We start from the raw sequence: 22,787 nt of genomic DNA, 5'->3' as shown, positions 1-22,787 counted from the left end.
GCCGCCGCCGGCCCCGGCCGGCGGCGGTCAGCCGCCGAGCGACCAGATCTTCACGTCGGTGTACGCCACCCGGTACGGCGGCTTGTGGCCCGGGCCGGGATCCTCGGTGAAGATGCCCAGCACGATGCGCCCGGTGCCGATGCCCTCGTCGAGCAGCTGCACGGGCCCGCCGAGCGGGCTGCCGTCGCGCTCCACCTCGATCGTGTCGCCGATGACCGACACGGTGAACGTGGCCGGGTCGCCGCCGATCTCCAGCGGCTCGTCGAGCGGGATCGACTGGTACACGCTGGGCCGCGCGGTGACGTGCGCGCCCACCATGACCCGGTCCGCGCACACCCGCACCTGGTAGCCGCGGTTGTCGGCGAACCGCAGCCAGAACGCCGCGCAGCTGCCCGCCGTCAGCAGCCGGATGTCCACCTGCACCCGCTGATCGGCGGGCAGGTCGTCGCGCGGCCCGCGGCAACGCAGCGTGCCGGTCGACTCCGCCCGCTCGGCGACCAGCGCGTCGTCGAAGTAGCACGACGCCTTCTCGGTCTCCACCTCCACGGGCTCCCACAGGCGCTGGGCCCGCAGGGCGTCCTCGACCTCCAGCACCGGCTTGACGGCCGGCGCGGTGCTGCCCTGCGTGACGGGCGTCCCGCCGCCGGTCTGCTGCCGGTCCACCCCGAACCGGGCCCACGCGGCGGCCCCGAGCCCGCTGAGCAGCAGCACGGTGACCAGCGCCAGCACGGGCCCGACCCACCGCCGGCGCGGCGGCGCGGGCGGCCCCTGCTGCGGCGGCGGCCCGTACCCGGGCGGCCCGCCGGGATACCCGCCGCCGGGATACCCACCGGTCGGATACCCGCCGCCGGGGTGACCTGCGCCCGGGTGGCCTGCGCCCGGGTGGCCTGCGCCCGGGTGGCCTGCGCCCGGGTGGCCTGCGCCGGGATGGGTGGCGCCGAGGTGGCGGGTGCCCGTCTGTCCCTGGCCCGGGTAGCCCGCGCCCGGGTCGCCGGGTGCGAAGTGACCCGCGCCGGGCTGGCCCGGGTAGCCCGCGGCCGGCGGGCCGGACACCAGGTTGTCGGCGCCGGTGCGGGGGCCGTAGGCGGCCGGGCCCTGCTGGGCCGGGACGGTGTACCCGGCGCCGCCGGCCAGGTGGGCGGCGGCCTGGGTCGGGGCGGCGAAGCCGGGCGCCGAACCGGGCGCCGAACCGGGCGCCGAACCGGCGGTCTGCGCCCGGATGACCTCGGTCGGGTGCTCGCGCGGCCCGCCGGAGAGGATCTCCGTGGCCGAGGCGGCCGGGCTGGCCGGGTGGGTGGGGGCGTCGGTGTGGCCGACGAGCGGGGCCGGTGCGGCGGCGGCCGTCAGGTCGCGTTCGGGGGCGTAGCCGGTGGCGGCCTGCGCCTCGTGCACCGCATCGGCGAGGGCGGGCTGGTGCTTCAGGGCGGCCGCCGCCGCGGCGGAGCGCTGCGGGCCCGCCGCGAGCAGCAGGTCGAGCAGGTCGCGGGCCGACGGCCGGTCCCGCGGGTCCTTCGCCAGCGACGCGGCGACCAGCTCGCGCAGGGAACCCGTCAGGCCGGTCAGGTCCGGCTCCTGGGTCAGGATGCGCACCGCGGTGGCCGGGGCCGAGTCGGCCTGGAACGGGGTGCGCCCGGTGCCCGCGTACGCGACGACCGCGCCCCACGCGAAGATGTCGGCGGCGGCGGTGATGGTGGCGTCGCCCTCGAACCGCTCCGGCGCCATGTAGGCGACCGTGCCGACCATCTGGTCGGTGCGGGTGTGCTGGCTCGTCGCCTCGAACGCGCGGGCGATGCCGAAGTCGATGACCTTGGGGCTGCCGGGGGCGAGCAACACGTTGCGCGGCTTCAGGTCGCGGTGGATGACGCCGGCGCCGTGGATGGCGGTCAGCGCGGTGGCGACGCCGATCGCCACGCCGTGCAGGTTCGACGAGGTGAGCCGGCCGCGGCTCTGCACCACGTCGGCCAGCGACGGGCCGTCGACGTACTCCACCACCAGGTACGGGTGCTCGTGGTCGGGGTCGGCGTCGAGCACCTCGGCGGTGCAGAACGGCGGCACCTGCTTGACCCGGTTGACCTCGGACCGGAACCGGCGGCGGAACTCGTCGTCGCTGGCCAGGTCGACCCGGACCATCTTGACGGCGACCAGGTCGTCGCCGGGGCCGCTGGCGAGGAACACGGTGCCCATGCCGCCCTCGCCGAGCCGGCCGAGCAGCCGGTACGCGCCGAGCCGCGCCGGGTCGGTGGACCGCAGGGGCGCCGCCGCACCCGCCCGGTCACCGGTCCGGTCGCCGGTCCGGTCGTCGGACATACCCCGGTCACCCCACCCTGTCGCCGGCGGTCGGCGCGCCTCACGCTCGACCGTCCTCCCCCGCCGCCATCACGCGACCGTGCTGCACCATACCGGCCCCGCTCGAGCCCGTTGAAGGGCAGCGCGCCGGATGGCACGCAATCGAGACCGGTGGCGCCCTACTCGAGCGAACGGACGGTCATCCCGCGCAACGTCACACGGTACGGGGCGGGGCCGCCCGCCGGTTCACCGTGCGCGCCCAGCCGCAGGTGGCCGCCCTGCACCGCGGGCCGCTCACGTAGCGGCAGGGTGCCGACGACCTCGGCGTCGCGGGTGAACACCACGTCGGTGCGGCGCACCTCGAGGGCGAGCTGGAACCCGGCGTCCAGCGCGATCGGGCGGCCGAGAGGGTACGTGCGCAGCGTGGTGGCCCCGGCGTCGTCGTGCCAGGCCACCTCGTAGTGCCGGGGGCAGGCGCTGAGCCGGTACGCGCCGTCGCCGTCGGCGAGGAACCACAGCGACGCGCAGCTGCCGGCCGACAGCAGCGTGGCGTCGACGGTGACCTGGTGCCGGCGGGCGAACGACAGGCGACTGTCGCCGCAGTGCAGGTCGCCGGGATGGGTCAGGACGACCTCGATGCCGTCGCCGTCGCGGCAGGTGCCGTCGGCGGTACGCAGCGGCAACCGGGCGGGCACGACGTCGCCGTCGGTGTAGGCGGGCGCGTCCGGCTCCACCGGGGTGAGCCCGAGGTCGGCGGCGCCGGTCGCCGGGCTGTCCGGGACCTCCGGGGAGTCGGGGTTGACGCCGCTGTCCGGCGGGGGCAGCACCTCGCTCTCGGCGGGCCCGCCGAGCAGGCGCCCGACGCCCGGCGCGGTCACGATCACGCCGACGAGCAGCAGGGTGGCGGCCAGCCCGGCGAGCGCGGCGACGGCCGTGCGCGACAACCGCCGCCCGGCCGGCCGCGCACCCGCTCCCGGCCCCGAGACCGGACCCGGCCCCCATTCCGGCCCAGGCCGGGGCGCGGATCCCCGGCCCAATCCCAGCCCGGACCCGGAACCCGATCCCGGCCCGGACCCCGAATCCGAGCCCGCCCCGAACTCCGAACCCGAGCCCGGACCAGACCCCGAACCCGGACCCGGACCAGACCCCGAACCCTGCCAAGAACCAGATCCCCAACCCGAACCCGGACCGGAACCGGGACCCGGTCCCGGCCCGAAGGCCGGGCCAGGCGCGCCGGGCGGCGCGGAAGCCGGTGGTACACCAGGCGGCGCGCCCGAAACCGGGTGGCGGCCCGGTGGGACCGCGGTGGTGTCCGGCGGGTGGGTGGCGCCCGGCCAGGCGGGCTGGCCGAAGCGCAGCGGGGCCGCCGAGGCGCCCGTCTCCAGCATCAGGTCGAGCAGTTCGCGGGCGGTGGGCCGGTCCTCCGGGCGTTTCGCCAGGGCGACCTCGACGGCGTCGCGCAGGGGTTCCGGCACGCCCGACAGGTCGGGGCGCTGGGTGAGGATGCGGGCGGCGGTGGCCGGGGGCGAGTCGGCCTGGAACGGGGTGCGGCCGGTGCCCGCGTACGTGACGACGGCGCCCCAGGCGAAGATGTCGGCGGCCGGGGTGACCGGGCCGGAGCCCGTGTCGAAGCGTTCCGGGGCCATGTAGGCGACGGTGCCGACCATCTGGCCGGTGCTGGTGTGCTGGCTGGTGGCGTCCAGCGCGCGGGCGATGCCGAAGTCGATGACCTTGGGGCTGCCGGGGGCGAGCAGCACGTTGCGCGGCTTGAGGTCGCGGTGGATGACGCCGGCGCCGTGGATGGCGGACAGGGCGGTGGCCACGCCGATCGCCACGCCCTGCAGCCGGGACGAGCGCAGCGGCCCGTCGCCCTCGACCACGTCGGCCAGCGACGGGCCGTCGACGTACTCGACGACCAGGTACGGGGTGGCGTGGTCGGGGTCGGCGTCGAGGACCTCGGCGGTGCAGAACGGCGGCACCTGGCGGGCGCGGGCGACCTCGGAGCGGAACCGGCGGCGGAACTCGTCGTCGGCGCCGAGGTCGGCGCGGACGGCCTTGACGGCGACCAGGTCGCCGCGCGGGGACTCGGCGAGGTAGACGGTGCCCATGCCGCCCTGGCCGAGCCGGCCGACGAGCCGGTACGCGCCGAGCCGGCCGGGGTCGGTGGGCCGCAGCGCGGACGCACGGGTCCCGTGGCTGCTCACCCCGCGAACCCTACCCGCCGCGGATCACCCGCCGAGCGTCTGGATCTCGACGTCGGAGAAGGACGCGGCGTACGGCGGGGTGTCGTCGGCGGGGTCGCTGGCGATGCCGAAGAAGGTGCGCCCGCGGTCGAGGCCGGCCTCGGGCAGCGGGATGTCGCCGGCGTACACGCCGTCGTGGGCGACGGTCAGCACGCCGCCCTCGACGGCGAGCTCGAACCGGACGGGCTCGCCGACGGGCAGCGGCGCGTCCCAGACGAGGTCGCCGAGGGTGTAGTTGTCGCGGTCGGTCTGCTCGACGGTGACGGTGACGCCGGCGGCGCAGGCGGTGACGACGTAGCTGCCGCGGCTGGACCAGTGCAGCCAGAACGCGACGCAGGTGCCGGGCTGCTCGACGGTGGCGGTGACGGCGACGGTGTGGTCGCCGGCGAGCTGCTTCTCGGGGCCCTCGCACTGGTAGACGCCGGGGGTGACGCGCTGGGCGCGCATGGCGCCGTCGGCGATGCGGCAGTGGGAGCCGGTCTCGCCCTCGATCTCGCTGTCGAGGTACTGCCCGCCGGTGCTCAGGGAGTCGGCGATGAACGGGGTGCCCTGCGGCAGCGTGTAGACCGTCTCGACGTACGCGGGCCCGTGGGTCGTCGAGGTGTAGTCGTGGATGACGGCGGCGGCGAGGCCGGCGAGCACGAGGGCGCCGAAGGCGGCCAGTGCGCCGACGACGACGCGCCGGGTGCGGCCGGGCCGGCGGCCGGCGGCGCGGGCGGCGCCGCGGTGCCCGCGCGGCGGGCCCGGCGGCGGCTCGGGCGGCCCGGCGACCGGCGGGAAGTACGCGGTGGCACCGGCGGGGCCGGCGGGGCCGGCGGCGGGGACGCCCTCGGCCGCCCGCTGGCGCGGGATCGGGTGGCCGCCCGTGGACGTGGCCGCCTGCACCTCGGCGGCGGCGGTGCGCAGCGCGGGCTGGGCGGCGAACGCCTCGGCCAGCGGCGGGGTGCGCTGGGGCCCGGCGCCGAGCAGCATGTCGAGCAGGTCGCGGGCGGTGGGCCGCTCGCGGGGTTCGGTGGCCAGCGCCAGCTCCACCATGCCGCGCAGGGGTCCGGTGAGGCCGGCGAGGTCGGGCGGCTGGGTGAGGATGCGGGCGGCGGTCGCGGCGGGCGAGTCGCCGCTGAACGGGGTGCGGCCGGTGCCCGCGTACGCGACGACGCAGCCCCACGCGAAGACGTCGGCGGCGGGGGTGAGCGGGGTGCCGGGCTGGGCGGAGAACCGCTCGGGCGCCATGTAGGCGACGGTGCCGACCATCTGGTCGGTGCGGGTGTGCTGGCTGGTGGCCTCGAGCGCGCGGGCGATGCCGAAGTCGATGACCTTGGGGCTGCCGGGGGCGAGCAGCACGTTGCGCGGCTTGAGGTCGCGGTGGATGACGCCCGCGTCGTGGATGGCGGTCAGGGCGGTGGCGACGCCGATCGCGACGGCGTGCAGGTTCGCCGGGCTGAGCGGGCCGCGCTCGGCGACGACCTCGGTCAGGGACGGCCCGTCGACGTACTCGACGACCAGGTAGGGCCGCGGCGCGTCGGGGTCCGCGCCGAGCAGCTCGGCGGTGCAGAACGACGGGACGGAGCGGGCGCGCTCGACCTCGGAGCGGAACCGGCGGCGGAACTCGTCGTCGCCGGCCAGCTCGGCGTGCACCATCTTGATGGCGACGAGCCCGTCGGCGCCCCGGGCGAGGAACACGACGCCCATCCCGCCGGAGCCGAGCCGGGCGAGCAGCGTGTAGGGGCCGAGGGTGCGGGGATCGGTGGGGCGCAGGGGGGTGCCCCGCGTCGTGGCGTCCCCGATCACCGCGCGTCCACCTCCGCCTCTGCCGGCGCCCGCCGCCGGCGGCCCGACCGGGCCGCGGTCCAACCAACCACAACCAGGGCGGCGAGCACAACGACCAACGGTACGATCCCGACCTGGCCCAGCATTCCGGACACCGACCGCTGCACGTCCGAGACGGCGGCGACGACCGGGTCGCCGAGGGCGCCGCGCGGGTCGGTGCGCAGCCGGTGCTCGTACAGGCCGTAGTAGGCGAGGTAGGCGCCGGCGGCGAGGGTGACGGCGCCGCCGATGCGGGGGGCCAGCGCCCCGGCGCGGCGCATCCGGGCCAGCACCGACTGCCGCACGAGCGCGACGGCGACGGCGGCGACGCCGACCGCGACGCCCATGCCGGCGGCGAACGCGGCGAACAGCGCGACCGCCTCGGCCGGGCCGGCGGCCCGCCCGGCGGAGACCACGAGCGCCAGGAACGGCCCGACCGCGCAGCCGAGCGACGACACGGCGTACGCCATGCCGAACAGGACGGTGGACCGGGTGGACCCGGTCAGCCGCGGGGCGCGGACGGCGGTGGCGAGGCCGGGCAGGGTGCGCCCGGCGAGCAGCCAGCAGCCGAGCCCGGCCAGCAGCACCCCGAACGTCATGGTCAGCCACGGCAGGCCGGGGCCGAGGAACCCGGCGAACGGCGCGAGCAGCAGCCCGAACGCCCCGAACACGGCCACGTAGCCCAGGGTCAGGGCGGCGGTGCAGCGCAGCGCCCGGGCCACCGGGGCGTCGCCGGCGACCAGCACCGACAGGTACGCGGGCAGCACGGCGAAGCCGCACGGGTTGACCGCGCCGAGCATCCCGGCGGTCAGCGCGAGCAGCAGCGACGCGCCCACGGGCTCATCCGGCCAGCTTCTTGACGGCCGCCTGGAACGCCAGGTCGTCCAGGTAGCCGCTGTGCACGACGGCGCCGGCGCGGTCGAGCAGCACGTACGTGCTCTGCTCGGCGATGCCGAACTTGCGCCAGATCCGGCCCTCGGAGTCGTCGAGGCTGGTCACGGCCTCGATCTCCATGTCGGCGACGAACCCGGCCATGGCGTCCTTCTGGCCCATCCCGGCGATGCCGACGATGCCGAGCCGGTCGCCGTACTCGGCGGCGACGTCGCTGACCGACCACGCCTGACTGGCGCACGTCGCGCACCACGGCGCCCAGAACCACAGCACCGCCGGCCGGCCCGCCAGCGCGGCCGCGTCGTACGGCCGGCCGGTGAGCGTCGTACCCGTGAACCGCAGGGTCTCCGCGACGGCGCCGGCGGCGGACCCGGCGACGGCCGGGGTCGTGGCGGGCGCCGGCTGCCCGGCGCCGCCGCAGCCGGTGAGCGCGAGCGCGGCGGCGATGGCGGCGGCGAGCAGCGTGCGGGTTCTCAATGCTTGCCCCCGCCGCTGGTGGTCAGGCGCAGCGCGAGCGCCGGGCACATGTTGACGGCCTTGCGGGCGCTCGGCTCGATCCACGGCGGCAGCGGGGTCTGCGGGAAGGCCGGGAAGCCGTTCGCGTCGAGCCGGATCACCTCGGGCACGACGGCCGCGCACAGGCCGTGGCCGTCGCAACGGGACCAGTCCACCGCGAAGGTCATGGCGCCCTCGGCGGTGCGGTACGGCAGCGGCAGGATGCCGCGGGTCGGCTTGCCGCAGCCCTCGCCGTTGGCGTGCGCCTCGACGTCCTTGGCGAACACCTCCAGCGCGCTCATCGCGAACCGGGCGGTGCCGTCGGGGTGGCTGCACGCGCCGCGGCCCTTGACGACGCCCGCGGCGGCGCGCACGTTCTCCAGGCTGCTGCCGCCGAGCGCGACCATGGTGACGGTGCGGGCCAGGTCGGGCAGGCCGAGGCGGCACGGGCCGCACTGCCCGGCCGACTCCCCCGCCAGGTACTGGGTGACCTGGGCGACCTCGCCGAGCGGGCAGGTCGAGTCGCCGAGCGGCAGGATCATGCCGGCGCCGATGGTGCCGCCGACCGACGCGAAGCCCTTGCGGGACACGTCGATGCGCTCCGCCGCCTCCCGGGTGATCCACTTGCCGTGGAAGCCGCCGACCAGCACGCCCGGGCCGATGGAGGCGCCGCACATGGCGAGGATGTCGGACAGCGGGGTGCCGGTGGGGCACTCGACGACGGCCGGGTTCTTCGCCGAGCCGCCGACGGTCAGCATGACGGTGCCCGGCTCCTCGGGCAGGCCGACGGCGTTGTACTCCCACGGCCCGATCCGGGCGGCGATGGCGAGCTGCGAGTACGTCTCGGCGTTGGACAGCAGGGTCGGCAGGCCGTTGACGCCGGAGTCGCTGGCCCGCTTCTTGCGCCCGGGCGGGATGTGCGCCTCGCCGTTGATGCCGCGCACCAGCGCGCCGCCCTCGCCGGAGATGAACCGGTGCGGCACGGTGACGATCCGCGTCGGCACCGGCATCCGCCGCTCGGCGAGCGCGGCCGCCAGCGAGTTCTGCCCGATGCCGTCGTCGGCGATGCCGATGACGATCTCCTCGGCGTCCAGGGCGGCCGCGGCCAGCGCCGCGCCGTCGAGGATGAGGTGCGGGCCGCGGGTCAGGATCGCCTTGTCCTTCCACGACGGCGGCTCGCCCTCGGTGGCGTTGACGACGATCACCGGCGGCAGGTCCTGCCGGCGCGCCGAGTCCATGACGGCGCGGACCTTCTTGGCGAACGGGAACCCGGCGCCGCCGCGGCCGCGCAGCTCGATGCGGTCGGCCAGGCCGATGAGCTCGCCGCTGGTCAGCGCGGAGAACCCGCCGTGCACCTCCTGGTGCGCCATCAGGTCGAGCCGCCCGTAGTCGTCCCACCCGGCGGTGATCCGGGGGGTGCCGATGGTGGCGACGGGGGGTACCTGGGCGTTGCTCACAAGATCACCTCGTGCTCGTGGCGGCGGGCAGGGTCATCGGGAGTCTCGGGAATCACTGTGCTTCACCGCGCAGCTGACGCCAGTACATGTCGTCGGCGTCGTCGGCGGAGCGGCGCGACCGGCGGCCGGCGCGGCGGCCGAGGTCGCGTCCCGCGTCGCGGTCGGCGTCGCGGTCGGCGCTGCGGCGGGCGCGCCGCGACGCCATGTCGATCAGCGTCGGGGTGTCGTCCGGCGGCAGGTAGTTCGGGTCGGCGCCGGCGTCCCAGGCGGGGCGGCCGCCCGGCTCGTCGTCGGCGTACCGGGACGCGCGCGGCTGCGGCACCTCGTACGGGTCGCGGCCGTCGGCGCGCCAGCGGGAGCGGGGACCGTCGTCCTCGCCGGCGCCGATGGCGGCCCGGCGGGCGCGCGGCCGGGCCCGTTCGTCGTCGTCCTCGGCGCGCCGCCGTCCGCCGCGCGGCGCGGGCACCTCGTCCTCCTCGCCGCGCCAGCGGGACCGGGCGCCGCCGTCCTCGATCGCCCGGCGCGGGCGCGGGGCCTCGGACCAGCTGTCGGTGCGGGCGTCGGCGTCGTACCGCTCGGGGTAGCGGGGCTCGGCGGCGCGGCGGCCGCGGGGGCGCACCGGCTCGTCGTCGTCGGCGTACCGGCGCGGGCCCTGCCGGCGTGGCGCGTACTCGCGGGCGTCACGGTCGCCGCCGCGGTCGGCGCGGGACCAGTCCCGCTCGTCGCGGTCGTCCTCGGCGCGCCACTCCTGGGTGGGGCGGTCGTCGCGGCGGGGGCGGACGTCGTCCTCGGCGGCGCGGCGGCGGCCGCGGGGGCGCGCCGGCTCGTCGTCGTAGCGGGCGGCGGGCTCGTAGCGGGCGTCGTCACGGGCATCACGGTCGTCGCGGGGGTCACGGACGTCGCGGTCGTCGCGGGCGTCGCGGCGGGCGGCCCGGCGGGGCGCGGCGTAGTCGGCCGGGTCGTCGTCGGCGTAGCCGTCGGCGTAGTCGTCGGCGGCGGCGCGGCGCCCGCGCGGCTCGTCGATGGGGCGGCGGCCGGCGGGCCGGTACGCGTCGTCGGCGGCCCCGCGCGGCTCGGGCAGCGCGGGCCGGGTCTCGGACCGGGCCTCGGACCGCGCCTCGGACCGGGGCTCGGGGCGGGCGGCGGCGAGCTCGGCGCGCGGCGCGGACGCCGCCCACGGGTCGCGGGCGGGGGCGTTGCGCCGGTCCGAGACGAGCCGGTCGGCCAGCGGGTTGACGTCGGCGTCGCGGTCGCGGCGGGCCGGGCGGCGGGCGCTCGGGGTGGCGGTCGGCACCAGCTTGCCGACGGGCTTGAGCGAGCCGGTGGAGGTGGAGCTGAAGTCCTTCTTGCGGTTGATCGCCACGGACAGCCGCACGATCAGCGTCACCAGCACCAGGGCGATGCAGGCGATGTAGCTGACGACGACCCAGGTCTTGGCGGCGCGGCCGGCGCTGAGGCCGTGCACGAGGGCGATCGGCCAGGCCAGGTACGCCATGCTGTGCATCGCGCGCCACATCCACGGCTTGCCCTTGCCGATGAACCGGGCCCGGACGATGCCGGTCCACAGGGTGCTGAACAGCAGCCAGGCCCCGACGGTGCCCATGCCGATGAACAGGCCGTTGTTGACGGCGGTGAACGGGATGATCGCGTCGAGCAGCGTGATGTGGCCGATGGCGAGCTTGGTGACGATGTGCACGACCAGCGAGGCGACGGAGATGACGCCGGTGGTGCGGTGCGCGGACTGCAGCAGGACGCGCTGCCGGACGGACAGGATCATCCGGTCGGTGGCGAGCACGCCGGCCATGACCGTGATGGAGAGGAACACCAGGGCGAGCACGCCGAAGTAGAACTCGGCGTACACGAAGACGTAGGCGTAGGCGACGCGACCGGCGGGCGTCAGCATGGCGGCCGCCCAGATCGCCGACACCACCGAGGTCACCAGCAGCGCCACCGTGAGCTTCGACGGCGGGGTGCGGCCACCGGTCGCACCCACCGGGACAATCTCACGACTGGCGGATCGCTGGTTCTGCTTCGTCCGGGCCATTGACTCCTCGTTCTCCCGCACCGTGGCGCCCTGGGCCGTGGCGGCGGACACCGGCATCGTGTGGATGCCTTGCGCTCGTTGCTCCGGGGCAGGCGACGGACGATGCCTCCCGCATCGCCGGTGCAGCCGCTTCTGCCCTCCCCATGTACGTAGTGACGGCGGGTGCGGATGAGGGGTCGGGACAAACTTTGTCGGCCGGCCCGGGCGGCCATCTCCACGAATCCTCGTGACCTGCGGATATGCCGGAAAGTGACGGGTCGGTGACGGCAAAATTGTGAGCCTGTGCGCCCGGTCACGCTCCGCAGTACGCCCAGCTCAGCGGGCATGGCGGTGACGAGCTGATCACGCGTTGTCACCCGGCCGGGTGGTGAACTCGGCTGAACCTTTCGCCGCCCGCGTCCGAACTACCTCCCGAGCCACCGCTTGGAGCTCACGGATGAGGAGTTGGTAGCCGTGCCGCGAACCACTGCCGCCGCCCGATGCCTGCTGGCCGCGCTGCTGGGGGCCGGTGTGGCGGTCGCCCTGCCGGCCGCCGCCGCGCAGGCCGCGCCCGGGTTCGACGTGCAGATCACCGAGTCGCCCGGCCGCTTCGTCGCCGGCGCGGGCCCGAGCACGGTGACCGCCGTGGCGTCCACCGACCGGGGCGGCGGGTGCCAGAAGGTGCGCTGGTCGCTGGTCCTGCGCGTCGCCGGCGTCGCCCTCGACCAGGTGCGGGTGGACCGCATCGAGGAGGACGGCTCGTTCCCGCTCGCCGTGCAGTCCGGCGGCGACACCGCCCGGCTCACCGACCGGGCCCTCGACCCGGGCGAGCTGTGCCGCGGCAGCACGGTCACTGCCCGCTACCAGGTGTCCTTCGACTCGGCGGCCACCGACGGCGAGGTGACGCTGCAGGCCGAGGCGTACAGCCGCAACGCCCGGCTGCTGGAGCAGTCCGCGGTCACCCGCGACGTCGTCGGCGAGGGCGACCCGTCGCCCAGCCCCGAGCCGGAGGAGTCCGGCGAGCCCGGCGACGAGCCGAGCGACGAGCCCGAGGAGGACGCCGCCGCCGAGCCGGACCCCACGGCGAGCGCGCCCGGCGGGCTGGCGGCCGTGCAGACCTCCAACGGCAGCCGCTCGACGAACCTGCTCGGCGTCGGCCTCATCGTCGGGGCGGTGCTCATCTTCATCGGCGTCGGCATCCTCATGCGGATGCAGCTCAAGCGCCGCCGGCAACCGGAGGCGCCCTGGCACCCGGCGCTGTGATCATGCTCTCTGCCAGGGCGTTCGCGGCCGCGGACGAATGTCCACTGTGCTCGGTTTCGGGATCATGAAGAAATTCTTAAGACCGTTTACCGGCGGGTAGATCCTCTCTAGGTTCGACGCAGCCATCCGGTTCGCCCAGCCCCCCGGGCGGCCGAGGTGGTCCCCCTGCCGAGGAGGAACCCCCCAGTGCATGTTCGACGCAAGCTCGCGGCGGCCGGCGTGGCCGTCGCCGCTGCACCCCTGCTGGCCGTGATCGCTCCCGCGACGCCCGCGAGCGCCCACGGGACGATGTCCGACCCGCCCAGCCGGGTCTACCAGTGCAAGAACGAGGGCCCCGAGAGCCCCGACTCGGACGGCTGCAAGGCCGCGGTCGAGGCGGGCGGCGCCGCCCCGTTCTACGACTGGAACGAGGTCTCCCTGCTCGACGCGGGTGGCCGTCACCGCCAGGTCGTGCCCACCGGGCTGTGCTCGGCCGGGCGCTCGAAGTACCGCGGCCTCGACCTCGAAGGGGTCGAGTACAAGGCCACGCCGGTGAAGCCGGGCCCGCTGACGGTGACCTACCACGCGTCGGCGCCGCACGCCTCCAGCCAGTTCACGTTCTACATCACCAACGACAAGTTCGATCACCTCAAGAAGCTGAACTGGAACGACCTCGAGCAGATCGCCAACTTCGACCGGCAGAACCCGTCCACGTTCACGAAGTGGACCATCGACCTGCCGAAGCGCACCGGCAGGCACATCCTCTACACGGTGTGGCAGCGGTCCGTCGGCAGCGCCGAGGCGTTCTACAGCTGCTCGGACATCGACTTCGGCGGCGGCACGGGCACCCCGCCGGTGACCAAGCCGCCGACGACCCCGCCGACGACGCGGCCGACCACCCCGCCCGTCACGCAGCCCACCACCCCGCCGACCACCGCCCCGACGACCGCGCCGACCACCAAGCCCCCGGCGGGCGAGGGCGCGTGGGCGCCCGGTGTGGCGTACCGGCTCGGGCAGCGGGTGACCTACAACGGTCAGGCGTACACCGTGCGCCAGGCGCACACCTCGCTGACCGGCTGGGAGCCGCCGCACGTGCCGGCGCTCTGGCTGCCCGCCTGACAGGCGACCGAGGGCCCGTTCCGCCGCGCGGCGGCACGGGCCCTCGACCCGTTCCCCCACCTTCCCCCCACCAGGAGTCCACCCCCATGAGGTTGCGTGTCACCCTCGCCGCCGTCGCCGCCTCGGCCGCCGTGCTGGTCGCCGCCGGGTGCGGCACCCAGCCCGACGAGCCGGCCCCGCAGGGCGGCGCCGCCGCCCCCGCCGCGTCCGCGGCGAGCGGTTCGTTCAACGAGACCGACACGATGTTCCTGCAGATGATGGTTCCGCACTCCACCCAGGGCATCGCCATCGTCAAGCTCGCCGCCGACCGCTCCGAGCGCGAGGACGTCAAGACCCTCGCCAAGGCCATCGAGGTCACCCAGCAGGACGAGATCAAGCGCATGTCCGGCTGGCTGGAGCAGTGGAAGCAGCCGGCCACCGCCAGCGACAAGGAGCACGAGGAGCACGGCGGCATGCCGGGCACCAGCGAGAAGGAGATCTCCGCGCTGCGCAAGGCGAAGGGCGCCGAGTTCGACCGGCTGTTCCTCGACACGCTGATCGCCCACCAGGACGACGCTGTGCAGCTCGCCCGGATGGAGACCAACGCCGGCGTCAACGTGCAGGCCACGTCGTACGCCAAGCAGGTCGACCAGTCCCGGACCGCGCAGATCGCGCAGATGCTGGAGTTCCGCAAGCAGTGACCGCGCCCCGCGGGGGTGTTCCGGGAGTTCCGGGCGCCCCCGCGATGTGCCACGCTCGGGCGCATGGACATCGATGCCCTGCTGGCGGTGTGGACCGATCCGGTGCCCGCGGACGACGCGGCCGCCGCGGCGGCGTTCCGCCGCCTCTACACCGACCCGGTGACCGTGAACGGGGCGCCCCTGGCGGTCGGCGCGCTGGTGGAGCGGGCCCGCGCGCTGCAGGCCGCGTTCAGTGACCGCCGCACCGTCCTGCACGACGTCGTCACCGCGCCGGGCCGGCTGGTCGTGGCGTTCGAGATGCACGTGCGGCACACCGGGCCGCTGCGCACCGCGCTCGGCGAGGTGCCGGCGACGGGGCGCACGGTGGTCAGCAACGCCATCGACGTGCTGACGCTGGACGCGGACGACCGGATCGCCGAGGTGCGGGTGGTCTCGGACGAGCTGGGCGTGCTGACCCAGCTGGACGCGGCCCGGCTGGCCTGATCAGGCCAGCTCGCGGCGGTCGTCGGGCAGCCGGCGGGTCACCCCGGAGCGGTCGAGCAGCTCCAGCAGCGGCACTGCCACCCGCCGGGTCGTGCCGAGGGCCTGCCGGGCGGCGCTCAGCGTGAACGGCTGCGGCAGGCAGCCGAGCACCTCCGCCGCCCGCTCCACCGCGCCGGGGGCGAGCACGACGCCGTCGGCGACCCGCAGCAGGGCCCCGGCGCGCACGGCGGCGGCGAGCTGCCGGGGGCCGAGCCCCAGCGCGGCGAGCCGGTGCGCCTCGGGCGCGGCGAACGGGGCCGCGGCCAGGTCGGCCAGCACCGCGTCGACGGCCGCGGCGACCGGGGCGGGCAGCGCCGGGCCGGCGCTCCCGGCGGGCCGCACCCGCCCGTCGGCGACGAGCAGGGCCGGGCCGGCGAGGGCGGCGACCAGCTCGCGGTCCGGCAGGCCGAGGGCGTGCCGCAGCGCCTCGACGGGCATCCCCGGCTCCAGCGGGTGGGCGGCCTGCCACCGCTCGACGGCCGCCGCGGCCCGCTCGCGCAGGGCCGCCCAGTGCGCCGGGTCGGCCAGCCAGTCCCCCGCCACCGGCTCCGCGCCGGCCGGGTCGACGCCCCACCGGCGCAGGTCGGCGCGCCGGGCCAGGCCGCGCCGGCGCAGCTCGCCGGCCAGGCCGGGCCGGCCGCCGGCGGCGGCCAGGTCGACGGCGGTGAGGTCGACGGCGGCCAGGTCGGCGGCGCGCCGGGCGGCCGCGCCGCGGCGGGTCAGCGCCGGCGGCGCGACGTCCAGCACCGTGACGCCGAGGATGAGGCCCGCGGAGCCGCCGTCGCCCGCACCGACCCGGGTGCCGGGGTCGCGCAGCAGCGCCCGGTCACCGGCCCGCAGCGGCAGCGGCCGCTCCAGCCGCAGGCGCACCACGTCGCCGCCGAGCGGCCGCACCCGCGCGCCGACCGCGGCGGCGCCGACGTGCAGGATCGGATGCGGCGGCAACCCGCCCACGACGCTCCCGGCGGCGGGCCCGGCGCCGTTGGGCCGGCCGGCGGTGGGTGGGTGCACGCGCACGTCGATCACCTGGGCCGGGGCCCACTCCCCCGGGGTCAGCAGGGCGTCGCCGCGGCGTACCCCCGCGCGGTCGACGCCGCGCAGGTTGACCGCGACCCGCGCGACCGCCTCGAGCCGGTCGGCGGCCGCGCCGAGGGTCTGCAGGCCGCGCACGCGGACGGACCGGCCGCCGAGGTCGAGGGTGTCGCCGGTGCGCAGGGTGCCTGCGCCCAGCGTGCCGGTCACCACGGTGCCGGCGCCGGTGACGGTGAACGCGCGGTCCACCCACAGCCGCACCGGCGCGGCGGCGTCCGGCGGGGGCAGCGCGGCGGTCAGCCGGTCCAGGGCGGCGCGCAGCTCGGGCAGCCCGGCGCCGGTGACGGCGCTGACCGCGACGGCCGGCAGCTCGCCGAGGCTGGTGCGGGCGAGGCGGGCGCGGGCCTGCGCGAGGGCCGCGTCCGGGGGTGCAAGGTCGGCGCGGGTGACGACCAGCAGGCCGTGCCGCACCCCGAGGGCGTCCAGGGCGGCCAGGTGCTCCGCGGACTGCGGCATCCAGCCGCCGTCGGCCGCCACGACGAACAGGGCGGCGGGGACGGGGCCGGCGCCCGCCAGCATCGTGCCGACGAACCGCTCGTGGCCCGGCACGTCGACCAGCGCCAGGGTCGCGCCGCCGGGCAGCGTCGTCCAGGCGAAGCCCAGGTCGATGGTCATGCCGCGGCGCTGCTCCTCGGCGTAGCGGTCCGGCTCCATCCCGGTCAGCGCCCGGACGAGCGTGGACTTGCCGTGGTCGACGTGCCCGGCGGTGGCGACGACGTGCACGGCGTCAGCCGGCGACGGCCAGGACGGCGTCGGTCAGCACGCCGTCGGCGTCGGGCGGGACGCACCGCAGGTCCAGCAGCAGCCGGCCCCGCTCGACCCGGCCGACGACCGGGGTGGCGCCGGTGCGCAGCGGTGCGGCGTACCCCTCGGGCAGCGACAGCGACCACGACGGCAGGGTGACCTCCGGCGCGCCGCCGCCGCCCACGACGGCGCCGGAGGCCGTCACCCGCACGTCGACGCCCGCGGCGGCCAGGGCGTCGGAGACGGCCTGCACGCGGGCGCGCAGCCGGGTCGGGTCGGCATGCAGCGCCGCCCGGGTCGGCGTCTCCGGGCCGGTCAGGGTGGCCTCCAGCGCGGCCAGGGTGATCTTGTCGACGCGCAGCGCGCGGGCCAGCGGGTGCCGGCGCAGCCGCTCGACGACGTCGTGCCGGCCGAGCAGCAGCCCCGCCTGCGGGCCCCCGAGCAGCTTGTCGCCGCTGGCCGTGACGAGCGTGGCGCCGGCGCGCAGGGCGCCCGCCGCGTCGGGCTCGTCGGGCAGCAGCTCGTCGGGGGTGAGCAGCCCGGATCCGATGTCCACCACCACCGGGGCGCCCAGCCGGGCCAGGTCGCGCACGGCGGCGCTGCTGGTGAAGCCGCGCATCACGAAGTTCGACGGGTGGACCTTCAGCACGAACGCGGTGTCCGGGCCGAGCGCCGCGGTGTAGTCGGCGGCGGTGGTGCGGTTGGTGGTGCCGACCTCGCGCAGCCGCGCGCCGGTCGACACGAGCAGGTCCGGCAGGCGGAACCCGTCGCCGATCTCGACCAGCTCGCCCCGGCTGACGACGATCTCCCGGCCGGCGGCCAGGGCGGTGGCGGCCAGCACCAGCGCAGCGGCGCCGTTGTTGACCACGTGCACCGCCTGGGCGTCCGGCACCGCCGCGGCGAGCGCCGCCATCGCGGTGCGCCCGCGCCGGGCCCGCCGCCCGGTGGCCAGGTCCAGCTCCACGTCGGTCGCCCCGGCCGCGGCCGCCACCGCCGTGACCGCCGCGCCGGACAGCGCCGCCCGGCCGAGGTTGGTGTGCAGCACGACGCCGGTCGCGTTGAGCACGGGCCGCAGCCCGCCCGCCGTGGCCGGCAGCGCCGCCACGGCCGCCGCGACGACGTCGCCGGGGTCCAGCTCGCCGGCCCGGGCCCGCTCCTGCGCGGCCACGACCAGCTCCTTCACCCGGGCCCGCCCGAGCCGGTCCGCCGCCGCCACGAGCCGCGGGTCGGCGAGCACCGCGTCGGTGCGCGGCACCTGCCGCCGCGGGTCGTGCTGCGTAGTCGTCCCGTCCACGCGTGCCTCCCTCGCCCCGCCCGCCGTGATCCGCCCGCCCATCATGGACCAGGCGGGCGGCTGTCGCGCGGGCATGCCCGCGGGCGATTTGAGGAAGAATTAATGCCCGTCGATCCGTATGGCCCCTACTGTCGGGAGGCGGTACAGGCAGAGGTCCCGCACACCGGAGGAACCGTGACCCGAAACGCCCCGTCCCGCCCGTCGCCCGCCCGCACCTGGATCGGGGCCGGCGCCGTCGCCGCCGCCCTCCTGGTCGCCTGGGGCGGCACCGCCTTCAGCCAGGAGCGCCCGGCGGCGCAGGCCGCCGACCCCGCCGCCGCGCCCGAGGCGGCGTACGGCACGCCCGACGTGCCCGGCACGCTCGTGCCGCCGCCCGGCCACGTCCTCAGCGCCACGGCGGCCGCCCAGGGGGTGCAGGTCTACCGGTGCGCGTCCGGCGCGTGGAGCCTGCTGGAGCCCGCCGCCACCCTCGCCGGCCGCACTGCCGGCCGCCCCGCCCGGCGTGTGACGGCGGTGCACTTCCGCGGGCCCAGCTGGGAGTCCACCGACGACGGGTCACTGGTCGAGGCGGCGGCGGTCGCGTCCGTCCCGGTGGAGGGCACGATCGCGCAGGTGCTGCTGAAGGCCACCAAGAACCGCGGCACGGGCGTGTTCGGCGCCGTCAGCTACGTGCAGCGGCTGGCCACCAGCGGCGGCGTCGCCCCGGCGGGCACCTGCACGGACGGCGCGACGGCGGGCGTGCCGTACCGGGCGCTGTACCGGTTCTTCACCCCGGCCGCCTGACCGCGGGCTCGTTGGCGGAGGCGGACGGGAATCGAACCCGCCTGACCCAGATCCTGGGTCACACCGGTGTTGAAGACCGGGAGGGGCACCAGCCGCCTGAACGCCTCCGCCCCGAACCCTAACCGCCGCAGCGGGCCGGACTGTCGGCGACACGTCCCGAAAGACACTCGACCGGCACCCGTCGCGGCGGCACGATGGTGCGATGCCCGTGCCCGCCCCCTCCGAGTTGCGCCGCCGGTGGGCGGAGCTCGCCACGACCGGCGCGGCGCAGACCGTGACGGCCGGGTTCCTGACCGAGCCGCCGCCGGCCGTGCGGTTCGGGCCGAGCCCGTCGGTGGCGGTGTCGCCCGGTTCGCGGCTGAGCCCGCCCGGCTGGTGCGGCATCGTGACGATCGACGGCGAGGTCATCGCGACCGCGCCCGACGAGGACGCGGCGTCGCTGCTGCGGGCGTTCCTCATCGCCGCGCCGCCGGAGGCGTGGACCGACCCGGACGCGGCCCGGGCGCTGCTGCCCGTCGCCGACGTCCTCGGCCCGGCGGTGCTGGCGTACCTGGACCCGGCGGCGTTCCGCCCCGCGCCCGGACCGGTCGGCGCCGAGCCGCTGGGCGCCCTGCTGGCCGCCGCCGGCCCGGACGAGGCGGGCGAGAGCGGCCTGGCGGACGCCGAGCAGGTGTTCACCGTCGCCGACGACGCGGGCCGGGTGGTGGCGGCGGGCGGCTACGAGCGCTGGCCGGGCGGCCTGGCCCACGTGTGCGTGCTGACCCACCCGGCCGAGCGGGGCCGCGGTCACGGCCGCCGCGCCGCGTCCGCCGCCGTGGCGGCCGCGCTGGCCGAGGGGCTGCGTCCACAGTGGCGGGCCCGGCCGGAGCCGTCGCGGCGGCTCGCGGCGGCGCTGGGCTTCGCCGAGCGCGGCGCCCAGCTCAGCCTGCGGCTCACCCCGACCCGCTGACCGCCGCCGGGCGCGACCGCGCGCGAGGTGGCAGAGTCCGGGGCATGACGACCCGCCTGACCCGGTACGCCCACGGCGGCGGCTGCGCCTGCAAGATCCCGCCCGGCGAGCTGGAGGCCGTCGTGGCGGGCCTGCGCGCGGCCGAGGACGACGGCCCGGACCTGCTGGTCGGCCTGGGCGACGGCGACGACGCGGCCGTGGTGCGGCTTGCCGACGGCGTCGCCGTGGTCGCCACCGCGGACTTCTTCACCCCGGTGGTGGACGACGCGTACGACTGGGGCCGGATCGCCGCCGCGAACGCCCTGTCGGACGTGTACGCGATGGGCGGCGCCCCGGTCGTCGCGGTCAACCTGCTGGCGTGGCCGCGCGACGTGCTGCCGATGGAGCTGGCGGCTGAGGTGCTGCGCGGCGGGCTCGCCGTCGCCCGGGAGGCGGGCTGCCCGGTGGCGGGCGGGCACAGCGTGGACGACCCGGAGCCCAAGTACGGCATGGCGGTCACCGGCATCGCCGACCCGGCCCGGCTGCTGCGCAACGACGCGGGCGCGCCGGGGGTGCCGCTGACGCTGACCAAGCCGCTGGGCATCGGCGTGCTCAACAGCCGGCACAAGGCGACCGGGGAGGTGTTCCCGCAGGCGGTGGCGGCGATGACGGCCCTGAACCGGGACGCGTCGGCGGCGGCGCTGGCGGCGGGGGCGGTGTGCGCGACGGACGTGACGGGCTTCGGCCTGCTCGGTCACCTGCACAAGCTGGCCCGGGCGAGCGGGGTGACGGCCCGGCTGGACGCCGCCGCGGTGCCGTACCTGGAGGGGGCGCGCGCTGCGGCGGCGGCCGGCCACGTCAGCGGCGGCACCCGGCGCAACCTGGACTGGGTGCGCCCGCACCTGGACAGCGCCGCGGGCGAGGACGAGCTGCTGCTGCTGGCGGACGCGCAGACCTCGGGCGGCCTGCTGGTCGCGGGCGAGCTGCCGGGTCACCCGGTGGTCGGCGAGCTGGTCGCGGCCCGCGACGGGGTCACGATCGAGGTGCGCTGAGCCCGGCGAACGCCGCGCGGTTGACGACGTCGCGGCCGTGCACCGCGAACACCACGTGCTCGAACACGCCCAGGTGCGGGGCGAACGCGGCCGCCACCACGGCCGGGTCGTTGCCGAACACGCCGCAGCCCCACGCGCCGAGCACGATGCGCCGGTGGCCGTGCGCGGCCGCGACGGCGACGACGCGGGCGGCCCGCCGGGCCAGGACGCCCGGCACCGCCGACAGCAGATCCGGCGCGTGGTGGCCGACGGCGACCCGGTTCGGCGCGGCGGCGGTCAGGAACGACACCGGGTACGGGGCCGGCAGGAACGCGCCGCCGTCGTCGCGGAACACCGGCACCCGCGGCGAGTGGATGACCCGGTCGCTGTAGATCAGGCGGGCGTGGGTGCGGTGGTGGGTGTAGAAGTCGCCGGCGGCGAGCTGGCAGTGGTACAGCGCGGACGCGCGGGCGATGCTCTCCTCCTGCGCCTTCGCCCCGGTGCGGAAGCCGCCGCCGGGGTTCTTGGCGGACGCGAACACCAGGCACGCCACGTCCCCGCCGAGCCGCGCGGCCGCCGCCAGGCTGGTCTCGCCGGTCACCTCGACGACGGGCGGGGCCGGCGCCGCGACGGGCTCCGGCAGCGGGTCGTCCGGCAGGTGCAGCCGGGTGCCGGCGACGGCGACCGCGACGTCGATCGGCACGCGGGTCCCGTCCGGGCCGGGGTACCAGCCGCGGTCCGCGCACTCCACCGTCTCGCGGGCGATCTCCCGCAGCCTGGCGCTCACGGCACCGATCATGGCGGGCGGGGGCGCCGCCGCGCGAGCCGATAAGCGATTCGCCCGAGAAGCCGGGCGTGCGGGTCCGGGCGGCGGCCACTACGTCCGGGACTGAGCGTCCGCCGTGGCCGGGGCCGTCGGCATCTTCGTCACCAGCGGCAGCGCCAGCGCCACGAGCGCCACGACGGCGATCACGGTGAACGGCACCGTGTAGCTCTGGCCGCTGGACTCGTACAGCAGGGCCGTGATCAGCGGGCCGGCGACGCCGCCGATGCTCCACGCGACGATCATCGCCCCGTACACCGCGCCCGCGTTCGGCGTGCCGAAGAAGTCGGCCGCCGTCGCGGGCATGGTGCCGAAGCCGCCGCCGTAGGCGAGGTAGACGAGCGCGGCGAGCACGGCGAAGATCACGAACGTGCCGGCGTGCGGCAGGATCGCGAAGCACACCGCCTGCAGCGCCAGCATGCCGAGGAACGCGCGCATGCGGCCGATCCGGTCGGACAGGGCGGCCCACGCGATGCGGCCGGCGCCGTTGAACAGGCCGAGCACGCCGACCAGGCCGGCGGCGGTGGCGGCGCTGGCGCCCGCCACGGTCTGGGCGGCGTCGGCGGCCTGGGAGATGAGCGCGATGCCGCACGCGGTGTTGAGCGCGAGGATGGCAGTGAGCAGGTACCACTGCGGGGTGCGCAGCGCCTCCGACAGGGTGTACACCCGGGTGCCGGCGACGGCCGGGCCGGCCTTGGCGGGCTCGAAGCCGGGCACCCGGTAGCCGGCGGGCGGGTTGCGGAACAGCGCCGCCCCGGCCGCGGCGGCGACCAGGTAGGCGATGCCCAGCGGCAGGAACACGCTGGGCTTGTCGTCGGTGCCGTTGAGCAGCGCCTTGGCGACGGGCGCGGTGATCACCGCGCCGAAGCCGAACCCGGCGACCGCGATGCCGGTGATGAGACCGCGCTTGTCGGGGAACCACTTGGCCAGCATGGCGATCGGGGTGATGTAGGCGGCGCCGAGGCCGATGCCGCCCAGCACGCCGTAGGTGAGCACGAGCAGCCACAGCTGGTCGGCCGACGACACCAGGGACGCCAGCATGATGCCGATCGCGTAGAGGACCGACCCGCCCAGCGCCACCGGGCGGGGGCCGCGCCGGTCCTGGATGCGGCCGCCGATCAGGCTGCCGATGAAGATCGTGCCGATGGCCACCTCGAACGGCAGCACCGCCTCGGCCTTGCTCCAGCCGAACTGCTCCTGCAGCGGCCCGTTGAACACGCTCCACGCGTACACCGCGCCGAGCGCCAGCTGGACGAGGACCGCCGCGACGACGATCCACCAGCGGCCCCGGGTCGGGTCGCGGTCTGTCTGTTGTGCCATGTCGGGCC

General features: G+C 76.9%; 18 protein-coding genes and 1 tRNA gene. 7 read left to right on the top strand and 12 right to left on the bottom strand.

Translation table 11 applies throughout. From position 1 onward, the window contains the following. Window positions 1-27 precede the first annotated feature (27 nt). The 7 genes from Sya03_RS31125 to Sya03_RS19385 form a co-directional block, all read right to left on the bottom strand. Complete coding sequence (locus tag Sya03_RS31125) at window positions 28-2,307, bottom strand: serine/threonine-protein kinase (protein ID WP_239107687.1); 2,280 nt, start codon at window positions 2,305-2,307, stop codon at window positions 28-30. Between the two features lie 158 nt (window positions 2,308-2,465). Further along, window positions 2,466-4,490, bottom strand: a complete 2,025-nt coding sequence (locus Sya03_RS19410) for a serine/threonine-protein kinase (RefSeq protein ID WP_239107686.1) — start codon at window positions 4,488-4,490, stop codon at window positions 2,466-2,468. A 24-nt stretch (window positions 4,491-4,514) separates the two neighbouring features. After that, window positions 4,515-6,317: a serine/threonine-protein kinase gene (locus Sya03_RS19405; protein WP_239107685.1), complete on the bottom strand. Its 1,803-nt coding sequence runs from the start codon at window positions 6,315-6,317 to the stop codon at window positions 4,515-4,517. Beyond that, window positions 6,314-7,171 carry a cytochrome c biogenesis CcdA family protein gene (locus tag Sya03_RS19400; protein WP_203939754.1) on the bottom strand — a complete coding sequence of 286 codons (858 nt, stop codon included), beginning with the start codon at window positions 7,169-7,171 and terminating at the stop codon, window positions 6,314-6,316. Before Sya03_RS19400 ends, Sya03_RS19405 begins: the two co-directional genes overlap by 4 nt. Window positions 7,172-7,175: 4 nt before the next feature. Continuing rightward, complete coding sequence (locus Sya03_RS19395; RefSeq protein WP_203939753.1) at window positions 7,176-7,703, bottom strand: TlpA family protein disulfide reductase; 528 nt, start codon at window positions 7,701-7,703, stop codon at window positions 7,176-7,178. Then, a complete protein-coding gene (locus Sya03_RS19390) occupies window positions 7,700-9,178 on the bottom strand; it encodes an NADH-quinone oxidoreductase subunit NuoF family protein (protein WP_203939752.1) in 1,479 nt (492 codons plus the stop codon). Before Sya03_RS19390 ends, Sya03_RS19395 begins: the two co-directional genes overlap by 4 nt. Window positions 9,179-9,230: 52 nt before the next feature. Continuing rightward, window positions 9,231-11,171, bottom strand: coding sequence for a translation initiation factor III (locus tag Sya03_RS19385; protein WP_239107684.1), 1,941 nt, complete (start codon window positions 11,169-11,171; stop codon window positions 9,231-9,233). Between the two features lie 504 nt (window positions 11,172-11,675). Between Sya03_RS19385 and Sya03_RS19380 the strand changes: the two genes are divergently transcribed. From Sya03_RS19380 to Sya03_RS19365, 4 genes are all read left to right on the top strand, one after another. Beyond that, window positions 11,676-12,464: a hypothetical protein gene (locus tag Sya03_RS19380; RefSeq protein WP_203939751.1), complete on the top strand. Its 789-nt coding sequence runs from the start codon at window positions 11,676-11,678 to the stop codon at window positions 12,462-12,464. Window positions 12,465-12,650: 186 nt separating this feature from the next. Beyond that, the gene (locus Sya03_RS19375; RefSeq protein ID WP_203939750.1) at window positions 12,651-13,562 is read left to right on the top strand and encodes a lytic polysaccharide monooxygenase; all 912 of its coding nucleotides are present in this window, start codon (window positions 12,651-12,653) and stop codon (window positions 13,560-13,562) included. 86 nt (window positions 13,563-13,648) lie between these two features. Beyond that, window positions 13,649-14,242, top strand: coding sequence for a DUF305 domain-containing protein (locus Sya03_RS19370; protein ID WP_203939749.1), 594 nt, complete (start codon window positions 13,649-13,651; stop codon window positions 14,240-14,242). Between the two features lie 63 nt (window positions 14,243-14,305). Then, entirely contained in the window at window positions 14,306-14,725 is a 420-nt protein-coding gene (locus Sya03_RS19365; RefSeq protein WP_203939748.1) for an ester cyclase, read from the top strand. On the opposite strand, the gene Sya03_RS19360 is transcribed toward Sya03_RS19365, so the two are convergent. Together Sya03_RS19360 and selA are read right to left on the bottom strand one after the other, a co-directional pair. Continuing rightward, a complete protein-coding gene (locus Sya03_RS19360; RefSeq protein WP_203939747.1) occupies window positions 14,726-16,579 on the bottom strand; it encodes a selenocysteine-specific translation elongation factor in 1,854 nt (617 codons plus the stop codon). A gap of 4 nt (window positions 16,580-16,583) precedes the next feature. Beyond that, the gene (gene selA / locus Sya03_RS19355; RefSeq protein ID WP_239107683.1) at window positions 16,584-17,894 is read right to left on the bottom strand and encodes an L-seryl-tRNA(Sec) selenium transferase; all 1,311 of its coding nucleotides are present in this window, start codon (window positions 17,892-17,894) and stop codon (window positions 16,584-16,586) included. A gap of 174 nt (window positions 17,895-18,068) precedes the next feature. On the opposite strand from selA, the gene Sya03_RS19350 reads away from it, so the two are divergent. Then, window positions 18,069-18,677 carry a DUF3455 domain-containing protein gene (locus tag Sya03_RS19350; protein WP_203939746.1) on the top strand — a complete coding sequence of 203 codons (609 nt, stop codon included), beginning with the start codon at window positions 18,069-18,071 and terminating at the stop codon, window positions 18,675-18,677. Between the two features lie 12 nt (window positions 18,678-18,689). On the opposite strand, the gene Sya03_RS19345 is transcribed toward Sya03_RS19350, so the two are convergent. Continuing rightward, a tRNA-Sec gene (locus tag Sya03_RS19345) sits at window positions 18,690-18,785 on the bottom strand. 94 nt (window positions 18,786-18,879) lie between these two features. Here Sya03_RS19345 and Sya03_RS19340 point away from each other — a divergent pair. Then, window positions 18,880-19,626: a GNAT family N-acetyltransferase gene (locus tag Sya03_RS19340; RefSeq protein ID WP_203939745.1), complete on the top strand. Its 747-nt coding sequence runs from the start codon at window positions 18,880-18,882 to the stop codon at window positions 19,624-19,626. Window positions 19,627-19,670: 44 nt separating this feature from the next. Further along, window positions 19,671-20,657, top strand: coding sequence for a selenide, water dikinase SelD (gene selD, locus Sya03_RS19335; RefSeq protein WP_203939744.1), 987 nt, complete (start codon window positions 19,671-19,673; stop codon window positions 20,655-20,657). Here the strand turns inward: selD and Sya03_RS19330 are convergent. Next, on the bottom strand, window positions 20,638-21,423 hold the full coding sequence (locus Sya03_RS19330; protein WP_203939743.1) for a TIGR02452 family protein: 786 nt from the start codon (window positions 21,421-21,423) through the stop codon (window positions 20,638-20,640). The genes selD and Sya03_RS19330 overlap by 20 nt on opposite strands. A gap of 90 nt (window positions 21,424-21,513) precedes the next feature. After that, a complete protein-coding gene (locus Sya03_RS19325; RefSeq protein WP_203939742.1) occupies window positions 21,514-22,779 on the bottom strand; it encodes an L-lactate MFS transporter in 1,266 nt (421 codons plus the stop codon). Between the last annotated feature and the right edge of the window lie 8 nt (window positions 22,780-22,787).

The organism is Spirilliplanes yamanashiensis, assembly GCF_016863475.1.
GTDB lineage: Bacteria > Actinomycetota > Actinomycetes > Mycobacteriales > Micromonosporaceae > Spirilliplanes > Spirilliplanes yamanashiensis.
Note: the sequence above shows the minus strand (reverse complement) of the source record. Positions and strands in the feature narration are given on the sequence as shown.

What these genes read in the sequence shown, in the direction of transcription:
- Sya03_RS19325 (WP_203939742.1), bottom strand. Translation starts at nt 22,779, where the DNA reads ATGGCACAACAGACAGACCGCGACCCGACCCGGGGCCGCTGGTGGATC.
- selD (WP_203939744.1), top strand. Translation starts at nt 19,671, where the DNA reads ATGACGACCCGCCTGACCCGGTACGCCCACGGCGGCGGCTGCGCCTGC.
- Sya03_RS31125 (WP_239107687.1), bottom strand. Translation starts at nt 2,307, where the DNA reads ATGTCCGACGACCGGACCGGCGACCGGACCGGTGACCGGGCGGGTGCG.
- Sya03_RS19365 (WP_203939748.1), top strand. Translation starts at nt 14,306, where the DNA reads ATGGACATCGATGCCCTGCTGGCGGTGTGGACCGATCCGGTGCCCGCG.
- Sya03_RS19340 (WP_203939745.1), top strand. Translation starts at nt 18,880, where the DNA reads ATGCCCGTGCCCGCCCCCTCCGAGTTGCGCCGCCGGTGGGCGGAGCTC.
- Sya03_RS19370 (WP_203939749.1), top strand. Translation starts at nt 13,649, where the DNA reads ATGAGGTTGCGTGTCACCCTCGCCGCCGTCGCCGCCTCGGCCGCCGTG.